8 protein-coding genes are annotated in these 10,774 nt (G+C 63.9%); 4 read left to right on the top strand and 4 right to left on the bottom strand.

Annotated elements, in window-relative coordinates; all coding sequences use genetic code 11:
- Position 1 precedes the first annotated feature (1 nt).
- Entirely contained in the window at positions 2-490 is a 489-nt protein-coding gene (gene tagF / locus ABMC89_RS17205; RefSeq protein WP_349570126.1) for a type VI secretion system-associated protein TagF, read from the top strand.
- Here tagF and ABMC89_RS17200 read toward each other — a convergent pair.
- The 4 genes from ABMC89_RS17200 to ABMC89_RS17185 form a co-directional block, all read right to left on the bottom strand.
- Complete coding sequence (locus ABMC89_RS17200; protein WP_349570124.1) at positions 477-2,795, bottom strand: type VI secretion system Vgr family protein; 2,319 nt, start codon at positions 2,793-2,795, stop codon at positions 477-479. The two genes, tagF and ABMC89_RS17200, sit on opposite strands and share 14 nt — an antisense overlap.
- 100 nt (positions 2,796-2,895) lie before the next feature.
- Positions 2,896-5,328, bottom strand: a complete 2,433-nt coding sequence (locus tag ABMC89_RS17195) for an ImcF-related family protein (protein WP_349570123.1) — start codon at positions 5,326-5,328, stop codon at positions 2,896-2,898.
- A gap of 3 nt (positions 5,329-5,331) precedes the next feature.
- Positions 5,332-6,198 carry a M15 family metallopeptidase gene (locus ABMC89_RS17190; RefSeq protein ID WP_349570122.1) on the bottom strand — a complete coding sequence of 289 codons (867 nt, stop codon included), beginning with the start codon at positions 6,196-6,198 and terminating at the stop codon, positions 5,332-5,334.
- Between the two features lie 2 nt (positions 6,199-6,200).
- Positions 6,201-6,953 (bottom strand): PP2C family protein-serine/threonine phosphatase, encoded by a 753-nt coding sequence (locus ABMC89_RS17185; protein WP_349570120.1) that lies wholly within the window; start codon positions 6,951-6,953, stop codon positions 6,201-6,203.
- Between the two features lie 156 nt (positions 6,954-7,109).
- Here ABMC89_RS17185 and ABMC89_RS17180 point away from each other — a divergent pair, with 156 nt between their 5' ends.
- The 3 genes from ABMC89_RS17180 (at position 7,110) to aspS (ending at position 10,758) form a co-directional block, all read left to right on the top strand.
- Positions 7,110-7,745, top strand: a complete 636-nt coding sequence (locus tag ABMC89_RS17180) for an OmpA family protein (protein ID WP_349570118.1) — start codon at positions 7,110-7,112, stop codon at positions 7,743-7,745.
- Positions 7,746-7,841: 96 nt separating this feature from the next.
- The gene (gene gap, locus ABMC89_RS17175) at positions 7,842-8,843 is read left to right on the top strand and encodes a type I glyceraldehyde-3-phosphate dehydrogenase (RefSeq protein ID WP_349570116.1); all 1,002 of its coding nucleotides are present in this window, start codon (positions 7,842-7,844) and stop codon (positions 8,841-8,843) included.
- Positions 8,844-8,973: 130 nt separating this feature from the next.
- Positions 8,974-10,758: an aspartate--tRNA ligase gene (gene aspS, locus ABMC89_RS17170; protein WP_349570114.1), complete on the top strand. Its 1,785-nt coding sequence runs from the start codon at positions 8,974-8,976 to the stop codon at positions 10,756-10,758.
- Positions 10,759-10,774 lie beyond the last annotated feature (16 nt).

Raw genomic sequence — 10,774 nt, 5'->3', positions numbered from 1 at the left:
GGTGGGTTCTGGTTTTTTCGGCAAACTGCCTTCAGCGGGGGATTTCGTCGCGCGGGGCATGCCGCCGGGTGTCCGCGGCCCACTCGATGCGTGGCTGAGCGCGCATCTGGTCGATATCGCGCGCGGTGCCTGTGGCTGGCCCGAAGGGGGCGTGCGGATCGTTCTGCAATTGGGTGCATCCGACTGGATCATACTGGTCGAGCCGAGCGGGGATGCCGTCGGGCGGTCCTATCCGCTGTGCGTTCTGGTGCCGCTGTCGGGGACCGACCGCGCCGGGGCGGATGGCTGGGCCGATGGCGTCTGGCCGCTGCTCTTGCGCGCGGCGGATGGCGAATGTGACGCCGATACGCTGGCCGATGCGTTGCGCAACACAGCGCTGCCACCGGCGGCGGGCGAGGCGCTGAAACCCGCTGTGATGTGGTGGGCGGGGCAGCGGGCAGACGCCCCGCAGGTTCTGTTGCCGCAACTGGCGCAGATCAGTTCATGTTGATCTTGCTGCCCTTCATCGTGACGTCGCTGCTGGCCTTCACGTTGATCTTGCCCGATCCCTTGATCGTCAGATCCTTGCCTTCCAGAACGATGGTACCGTCCTTCTTCATCTGAAATTTCGCATCGCCGCAGGTAAAGGTGATGCTGTCGACCGCCTTGACGACGATGTCCTTGCCGACCTCGACGTTCATGTTCTCGCCCACAGTGAAGGACAGATCCTTGCCAATGGCGTGTGCGCTGCTTTCGGCGACATTCAGGCTGTGGTTCGCCCCGACCTCGGTGGCCTGATCCATGCCTATTTCGACGGATTGGCCTGCACCGATCTTCCATGTGTCGGTGGCGCCGATTTCGTGGGTCTGGGTCGCCCCGACCGTCATCTGGCGGGTCGCCCCGATCGAGTTGACCTGGGCCGCGCCCACCGTGCGCGTCTCGGCCGCGCCCACGGTGTCCACCCGCGCGACGCTGACCGTGATGGTCTGGTTCGCACCGACTGTCTGGCTGTGGTTCACACCGATGGTTTCTGTCGAATTCGCCCCGATCGAGATGGTCTCGTTCGCGCCGACGGTCAGCGAACGGTCGACGCCCACGGTTTCGGTATCGTTGTTGCCGATATCGACGGTGCGGTCGACGCCAACGCTGGTGGTCTTGTTGTTGCCCACCGTTTCGTCGCGGTTCACGCCAACGTCCTGCTTGGCGTTGTTCACGACCTCTTCGGCGAAATCATTCCCGATGTGGCGCGTCTCGTTGTTCTTGATCAGCTCGTTGTGGTCTTTCTCGGCCTGGAAATAGACCTCCTCGGAGCCTTTCAGATCCTCGAACCGCAGTTCGTTCCAGCCGCCGCCGCCCTTGGAGCTTGCGGATTTCCACCCCGATTGCGTGGCATTGGCGGGCAGGTCGTAGGGCGGCATCTGTTCCGCGTTGTAGACCCGTCCGGTGATGATCGGGCGGTCGGGATCACCGTCGAGGAAATCGACGATCACCTCCTGACCGATCCGGGGGATCTGGATGAACCCCCAGCCCGCACCGGCCCATGCGGCGCTGACACGGATCCAGCAGGTCGAGCCCTCGTCCCAGTCCCCCAGCCGGTCCCAGAAGAACTGTACCTTCACCCGCGCGTATTCATCCGTATAGATTTCTTCGCCCGAAGGACCGACAACGCGCGCGGTCTGCGGGCCTTTCATGACCGGTTTTGGGGTCGTGCGCGGGGGCCTGTATTCCCGCACACCGTCCAATGGAAACAGATGCAGCTGTGTGATGATCCCGACATCGCGGTCAAAATCGGTTCCGGCCGAATACTGGCCGTCCAGAATGTCGTAATCGACACCAAGCGTGAGGTATGTCTGGTTCTCCGCATCGCGCGGATATTCAATCAGTTTGATGACTTCGCCCGACCATATGTCGCTCGCGTTCGAGCGGGCGGTGATCCTTTGTTGCAGGGACCTGTTTTCATCAAGCCGGACTTCGGCAATATCGCCGCCTGCCGCGCTTTCCGTGAAACCGGCGGGATAGGTATAGCGTTCCTTGTCGTCGATGGCATGCCTGCCGCCGTTCTCCGATCGGTTGATCAGATCGGCGGAGGGGGTTTCGAAATTGTAATCGTTCACCGTATGCGTTGCGGTCACCACGCTGTCGGTCCGCGTCAGTCGCGACATCACCCCCTCGCCGACAGTCGATTGCAGATCGTTCGGTTCGAACCGGATGGTGCGTACCGGTGCGGCAGAATTCCCGTCCGCGATGACCAGAACATGCGCCTCTTCCTGAAATTCGAAGAAATAGCGGATGCCTTCGTGTTCCATCAGTCGCTGGAGGAAATCCAGAGTCGTCTCGCCGAACTGCACGCAATAGGTGCGCTTAGCGAATCTGCCTTTCAGATCGAAACGGTAGTCGTTGATCCCGTTGACATCGAGCACTTCGGTAATGATGTCGGGCACCGACATGTTCTGGAAAATCCGGTTGTCGGTCTGCTTTGACAGCTGCCAGAGCATCGGACGCAGGATCAGCCGGTACTGGTAGAAATCGTCGTCATCGTTTCCTTCGAAAACGAACCTGTCCACGATCCCGTGAAAGCTGCGGATGGTCTCCGGCGCCGACGGGTCGGGATGGACGGCGATCGTGATCGCCTTTCCCAGTAGGTCTGCGGCGTCAATGTTGGGGTCTATGCTTTCGGCCAGCACGTCCAGTTCGAAACAGCGGCTGACGCAGTCGCTCCCGGTGAGATGCGCAAACAGCAGCGCGTCCATCGGGCTGCCGTCGGGGCCTGACAGCTGTTGTAAAGGCGTAAACAAAGTTGCAATGCGGGGTTCCATATGGGTCTGCTCCTTCGGTCAGAGCGCGAGTCGATAAAAAGGATTTGATACAAACACGAAAACTATACAGGAAATCTGGGCAGGTGGGGCGAAAAATACCTCACAGGCTGGGCGGGCAGGCGAGGCCCCGCATGGCGCTGCGCACCGACACGGGGTTGAGGGGCGTGGCGAATTCCATCTCGAGAAACACGCGGCCGGCGTTGCTGCGCAGGTCCAGCAGCATCCGCTGGCCGTCGTCGCGCTGGCGCAGGCGCAGACCGTCGATCAGCCGCATCAGACCCCATGGGCCGCTGTGCAGGATGCGCTCAGCATCCGCGGCCTCGCGAAAGCTGACCTCGACGCCGATCTGCGGCTGCGGTCCGGGCCAGACCAGCGCCGCGGGCGCACCCGTTGCGCGAACGGCCTGCGCGCTGCCGCCGATGGCCACCATTGTCTGGCCCCGTTCGGCCAGCGCCGCCAGCGTCAGATCAAACCGCATCTGGCCATCGGGCGCGAACAGGCCTTCGGCCACTTGCATCGCGCGTTCCAGAAACGCGGCGCTTTCGGGGGTCACACCCGCAAAACGGGCCTCTGGTTTCCAGCGCCACGGGCTCTCTGCCGTTTCGAGAAAGGGCGCGGCGCTCTGGCGGACAAAGGTGCTGAGCGCGCCGGTCGGTCCCAGCAGCGCGGTAACATCGGCCATCGACGCATCCTGGGTGTCGGCGAAGGGATAGCGCGCCAGCGTCTCGCGGCACAGCGGGTAGACCTGGCTTTGCCAGCCACGGGTCAGCGGGTTGGCGGATTGGCCCTGCTCGGGCAGGGCGGATTGCGCCAGCACGTCTTCGGCGATCTGCACCACGATACGGGGTGCGCTTTTCAGTGCCGCGATAGAGCGGGCGCGGTCCTGAATGCTCATCAGGCGGCGGGTGCCACGGCCCGCGTCGATATCTATGGCCCCCAGCGCCACGTTGAGTTGCGAAAACAGGCGCGAGATTTCGGTCATCCGGCCCTGTTCGACATACTGGATCATCGCACCGAATTCGCGCGCCAGCATCAATTGCTGTGCATGGGTGCGGCCCCGGTCCGCGCCGCCGGACTGGACCCAGACCGCCCGCAACAGCGCGGTGAGCGGGTTTTCGGGCTGGGCCAATGCGCCCGAGACGATGATCGCCGTCTCGCGTTGTGCGAAGGGCCGTACTCTGAGATCGGCAAGCCACGTCTTCCACCGCTCCAGCGTTTCGACGTGCAATCTGTCCATCAACAGATCGGGGGATCCGTTTTCCGCAGGCAGGGCACGTCCGACGATTTTCGGCGCCACATCCCGCGCTTTCTGAACCGCGCCGCCCACGGCGAAATCGCGCGCCTCTACCCAGCCATCCGCCGTGAAAAGGCCCGGTACAGGCGTCTCGATCGGCTTGCCCGAGCGGCGCAGAACCACCGTTTCCAGCGCGGTGACCTCTTGCGTCGGGTGCCACGCAGGCAGCGCGCGCATTCTCTCCGACCTCAGCAGTTCGAGCCACGCGCGCGCGGGCTCCGGCACTTCGGCGGCAAAGCTGCGGGCCTGATCCATCACCAAGGTGTCCTGTGCGGTGATCGCGGGGCGCGGCCCGTCGAGGCGTGCGGCGTGTGGTCCCAGACCTGCCAGACCGACACGCGCGCCGTTGTCCTCGATCCAGCCTTGCAGGTAGGCCGGGCTCCAGTCTTCGGCGCCGGTCAGAACCGACCAGGCGCGAAGCGCATCGTAGAGAATGAGGCCGTCCCCTTCGGTGGCGAGCACGTCCTCGATTGCACTGGCGATTGCGGTCGGGGCATGGCGGGCGATGGCGGCGTCATAGATCGCTTCGGCGTGGGCCAGCCCGTCGCCGAACGGCAGCCGCAACTGCCCGCGCAGCGGCGCTTCGGCAGCGGTGCGCGCGACACGGTCGACGGCATCGCGCATCTCGTCCAGCCGCTGCACCAGCGCCGGCCCTTCCTGCGCCCGGTCAAGCCCGATGTTCAGCGCCTCGGCGTCGAAGGCCGAGATCAGGCGCGCGTGAAACCTGTGTTCGAGCCATCCTGCATAGCCGGCGAGACCCGCAACCAGCACCAGAAGATAAAGCGCGATCCTGAGGCTCCAGTTCGCCCCCTCGATCCGGCGGTGGGCGTTGCGCCCGGCCTCGGCCCGCGCAAGAACCTCGCCGAGAAACCGTTCGAGATCGACGTATTCGGGGCCCTGCCGCGCCGCCGTCGCGTGGAATTCGCGGATGCGGGCCACGGGCATGTCGTGGCCTTCGAAAAGCTGGCGCTGGGCCAGAACAGACCACCTGCTCAGGGACAGATCGGGCAGGCCGCGCGCGCGGGTATCCATCAGCATCGCCAGCGCATAGCGGGCGGGTTTGATCGCGTTGCGGGCGACACCGGCGCGCGCGGCATCGCTTTCGAAGCGGCGCAGTTCAGCCTCGGCGCGGTCCACCAGTTCCGCGGCACCCGCGCGCGCCTGCCGTTCCAGATCGTCGACAAAGGCCAGAACGGGACCTGCGGCACGATCCAGCGCGGAGGCGGCAGGGGCTGCCATCGGCTACAGCTTGCCCTCGGCCTGCCATTTGCGCAGCGTCTCTACCCCCACTTCGAAATGCATCGAATCTTCGCGGTTATAGGTCGCGCCCCAGTACCACCCTTCTTCGTTGAAGAGTTCGGCCAGCAGCAAAAGGCCGAACTGCGTGCCGCCATCCCCGAACCCGTCGAGCCGCCCCTGAAGCTTCACGTCGATCGCCGTGCCCCACGAATGGTTCGACCACGAGGAACTGGAGCCGCGGATCAGCCGCGCGCACAGCGCCCCCGCCGTGCCGAGCGCATCGTGGATGTCCGGCTCGCTTTCTTTCAGGCGCGCGACGATGCGTTCGAGGCTCTCCAGCGCGGGTTTCAGCATCGTCACGCGGATCGGCCCGACCTGACGGGTCTCCAGCAGGGATTTCAGCTTGGGCTGGGTTACACCGCTGCAATCCACGGTTTTCGATGTGCGGGGTGCACCGAGCACGTCCAGCATGACGCTGTTGCGCGGCTGTGTGATGCCTTGGTTGAACCGTGCCTTGGCCAGTTTCATCACCTCGGTCATCGCTTCGGTGCCGCCGTGCTCCTCGTCCGGCAAGTCTGTGGGCGGGACAACCGTCAGGTCCCCGCCGCCCTGCGGCATGGGGGCGGCGCCGACACCCAGCGCCACCTCCTCGGCCAGCTTTTTCAGCTGGTCTTCGGCGTCACGCAATTCCGAGCGCAGGGTTTCGATCTCGCCGCGCAGCCGCGCGCTGTCGGCTTCCGTACGCTCCAGCCGCAGTTGCACGCTGCTGTCCGCCGTTTGCAACAGAGCGCCCACAACGGCAAGGCAGATCGCGGCGAGCACGAGGCCGATGGCGATGATGATGGGACCGATCAGCGTACCTTCCCGCATGCTCAGGCCTCCGCCGCGAAGACCGAAACGACCGATACATTGTCGGGCGCCCCGAATTCGAGGGCCGCGATCACAAGCGCATCGCACATTTTCTCGGGTGTCGCCGCATCCCTCATATGTTCTGCGATATCCTGATCGCCAAGGCAGGCGGTCAGCCCGTCACTGCACAAAAGCAACCTGTCGCCATTCACCAGCGGCACGACCGTGGCGTCGATATCGAGCTCCGGCTCTACCCCGACCGCGCGGGTGACGATGTGGCGTTCTGGGTGGCTCTCGCGGTCGCTGTCGCCCAAAAGACCCTCGTCGACCATGTCCTGAACGACCGTGTGGTCGCGGGTCAGCAGGCGCAGCGACCGCCCACGCAACAGGTAGGCGCGGCAATCGCCTGCCCAGACAATGGTTGCCGCGGAATTCTGCACCAGCATGGCAACCACCGTGGCGCCCATCTGCCCCGATCCACGCGTCTGGGCCAGAATGTCGGCATTGGCACTGTGCAACTGCGCACGCAGGGCTTGCGGGGCCAGCGCCGCATCGGTGATCTCGCTCAGTCTTTCGATCACGATATCCGACGCCACGTCGCCGTGCCCGTAGCCGCCCATCCCGTCCGCGACCGCCCACAGGACGCCGGACGGATCGGTCAGGATCGCGTCTTCGTTACGTTCGCGCACGAGGCCCGTGTGGGTCAGACCCGCCCCGTATAGCCGCGGCGCGGCTACGGGCAGCAGCGGAGGAATGCGGGTTATGGGGGCGGACACCGCGACCGCCGCCGATCAGGCCGGAGCCGGTCCGAACGGACCGGAATCGGGGAAATTATGCATAGGAAAACTCAAAAAATAGCTGCTTTGAAACGATTTTGATGATACCCTAGCCCTCGTTCATATCAAATTCTTTTTTACGACAGGTCCAGATCCATGCGCTTTGCCATACCCGCTGCGATAGCCGCTCTCGGCTTTCTCGCCTCCCCTCTCGCCGCTCAGGAAGACCTTTCGGTCGAAGAGCTTGCAGCGCTTTTCGAGCGCCAGAAAGAAGCATTCAGCGAAGCCAATGCAAATCCGCTGGGGGCCACGCGCGGGCTGAAACTGGTGACCGTCGATGATGCCTCTGCGGCGCCGCAAACGGCGGCAACCGTCACGGCCGACGCCGCGCAGAATACCACTGACCCCAACAAGCCGCTGGTGGCGCAGCCTGTGGTTTTCGGCCAGCTTGATCCGGAACTTCAGGTCAACCTGCGCATCACCTTCGGCTTTGATTCCGCTGCCCTTTCCGAGGCTGAGAAACCCAAGCTTGCGAAGATGTGCCAGGTGCTCCAGCAGACGGATATCAACCTTGTGCGGATCGTCGGCCACACCGATACATCGGGCTCGGCCGAATACAACGAACGGCTGTCGACCCTGCGCGCCGAAGAGGTCGCGCGCCACCTGACAGAAAGCTGCGGCATCGCGCCGGAACGTTTGCAAACCATCGGCATGGGCGAACGATTCCCGGCCAATCAGGCCGACAGCCGCGCGGACGAAAATCGCCGCGTCGAATTCCAGGCCCTCAGCTAGTCGAAATCGCCGTGCCAGCGATGCCGTAATCGCCGCCTTGATATGTTAGCGCTAACTGTCTAGGCTCCGCGCAGACCGGACTGAAGGGAGCGCAGTATGACCATCAAGGTAGCCATTAACGGATTTGGACGCATCGGGCGCAACATATTGCGCGCGATTTACGAGTACGATCGCGAGGATATCGAAGTCATCGCGATCAACGATCTCGCACCGATCAAGACCAACGCCCATCTTCTGCGCTACGACAGCGTCCATGGCCGCTTTCCCGGAAAGATCACCGTTTCGGGAGATACCATCGACGCGGGGCGGGGGCCGATCGCTGTCACATCGCTGCGCAATCCCGCGGACCTGCCATGGCAGGACGTGGACGTCGTGCTGGAATGCACCGGGGTGTTCCGCTCTGCCGAGGACTGTCAGGCGCACCTTGATAACGGGGCGTCCCGGGTGCTGATTTCCGCCCCCGGCGATGGGGTGGACAGGACGGTTGTCTACGGGGTGAACCACGCGTCCCTGACCGGCGAGGATATCATCGTTTCCTGCGCGTCCTGCACGACGAACTGCCTGGCGCCGGTGGCGCAGGTACTGAACGCGGCGGTGGGGATCAACAAGGGCTTCATGACCACCGTCCACAGCTATACCGGCGATCAGCCCGTGCTCGATACCATGCACAAGGATCTCTACCGCGCCCGGGCGGCTGCGCTGTCGATGATCCCGACCTCGACAGGGGCGGCAAAGGCCGTGGGGCTGGTCCTGCCGGAGCTTGCGGGCAAGCTCGACGGGGTGGCGATCCGCGTGCCGACGCCCAATGTGTCGGCGGTAGACCTGACATTCGAGGCCGCGCGCGACACGACGGTGGAGGAAATCAACGCGGCGATCATCGCGGCGGCGGACGGGCCGATGCGGGGCGTGCTGGGATATACGGACGAACCGCTGGTCAGCTCCGATTTCAACCACGATCCGCATTCGTCGGTCTTCCACCTCGACCAGACCCGCGTGCTGGAGGGAAACATGGTCCGCATCCTCAGCTGGTACGACAACGAATGGGGCTTTTCCAACCGGATGATTGACACAGCCGTTGCCATGGGGCGGCTGATCTAGAAACGGCTTTTACCGGCCCCGGGGCGCTGATCCAGCGCCAAGGGCGACCAAATCCTGCCCTGTCCCCTTGACTTCAAGGCCCGCGCGCGGTGTAGCTGCGCGCGATATTCGCCCAATGAAAGGGACCGCCATGCACGCCTACAGAACCCACACCTGCGCCTCGCTCGATGCCTCCAATGTCGGCGATACCGTCCGTCTGTCGGGCTGGGTCCATCGCGTGCGCGATCACGGCGGGGTTCTGTTCATCGATCTGCGCGATACCTACGGAATGACGCAGGTGATCTGCGATCCCGACAGCCCGGTTTTCGCCGAGGTCGAAAAGGTCCGCTCGGAATGGTGCATCCGCATCGACGGTACCGTAAAGGCCCGCGATCCCGAGCTGGTGAACGCAAAGCTGCCCACCGGCGAGATCGAGGTCTACGCCCGCGGCATCGAAGTGCTGGGCCGCGTGAACGGCGATCTGCCGTTGCAGGTCTTCGGCGATCAGGAATACCCCGAAGAAACGCGCCTGCGCTACCGCTACCTCGACCTGCGGCGCGAGCGGATGCAGCGCAACATGACGCTGCGCTCCGACGTGGTCGCGTCGATCCGCAAGCGCATGTGGGACCGTGAGTTCCGCGAATTCCAGACGCCGATCATCACCGCATCCTCGCCCGAAGGCGCGCGCGATTTTCTGGTGCCGTCGCGCCTGCATCCCGGCAAGTTCTACGCGCTGCCGCAGGCGCCGCAGCAGTTCAAGCAGCTGCTGATGGTGTCGGGCTTTGACAAGTATTTCCAGATCGCGCCGTGCTTCCGCGACGAAGATCCCCGTGCCGATCGGTCGCCCACGGATTTCTACCAACTCGACCTCGAGATGTCCTTTGTCGAGCAGCAGGACGTGTTCGATACCGTCTCGCCCGTCATCGCAGGCGTGTTCGAGGAGTTCGGCGGCGGCAAGGTTGTCGATGCGCCGGCCGACTGGCCGCAGATTTCCTACAAGGACGCGGCGCTGTGGTACGGATCGGACAAGCCCGATCTGCGCAACCCGATCAAGATGCAGGTCGTGTCAGAACATTTCGCGGGCTCCGGTTTCGCGATCTTCGCCAAGCTGCTGGAACAGGACGGCACCGAAATCCGCGCCATCCCCGCACCCGGTGGCGGCAGCCGCAAGTTCTGCGACCGCATGAACGCTTTCGCCCAGAAGGAAGGTCTGCCCGGCATGGGCTATATCTTCTGGCGCGATCAGGGTGAGGGCATGGAAGCTGCAGGCCCGCTGGCCAAGAACATCGGCCCCGAGCGGACCGAGGCGATCCGCCAGCAACTGGGGCTTGAGGTCGGCGATGCCGCTTTCTTCCTCGGGGGCAAGCCCAAGACCTTCGAAGCGGTGGCGGGCCGTGCGCGCAACGTCATCGGTGAAGAATTGGGTCTGACCGACAAGAACCGCTTTGCCTTTGCGTGGATCGTGGATTTCCCGATCTACGAGCGCGACGAGGAAACCGGCAAGATCGATTTCGAACACAACCCCTTTTCCATGCCGCAGGGCGGGATGGAAGCGCTGGAGGGGGATCCGCTGGAGGTCCGTGGCTACCAGTATGATCTGGCATGTAACGGCTACGAGCTGGTGTCGGGCGCGATCCGGAACCACAAGCCCGAGATCATGTTCAAGGCGTTCGAGATCGCAGGTTACGGCGAAGAAGAAGTACGCAAGCGTTTCGGCGGGATGGTCAACGCGTTCCAATACGGTGCGCCGCCCCACGGGGGATGCGCTGCCGGGATCGACCGGATCGTGATGCTGCTGGCCGAGGAAAGCAACATTCGCGAAGTCATCCTGTTCCCGATGAACCAGCGCGCCGAGGACCTGATGATGAATGCCCCGTCAGAGCCACTGCCGGACCAGCTGATGGAACTGGGCCTGCGCGTCATCCCGCAGGACTGAACCGGGCGCAGAACAG

It is taken from the genome of Sulfitobacter sp. HNIBRBA3233 (assembly GCF_040149665.1).
GTDB lineage: Bacteria > Pseudomonadota > Alphaproteobacteria > Rhodobacterales > Rhodobacteraceae > Sulfitobacter > Sulfitobacter marinivivus.
The sequence above is the reverse complement of the archived record's forward strand: the minus strand, read 5'-3'. Positions and strand labels throughout refer to the sequence as shown.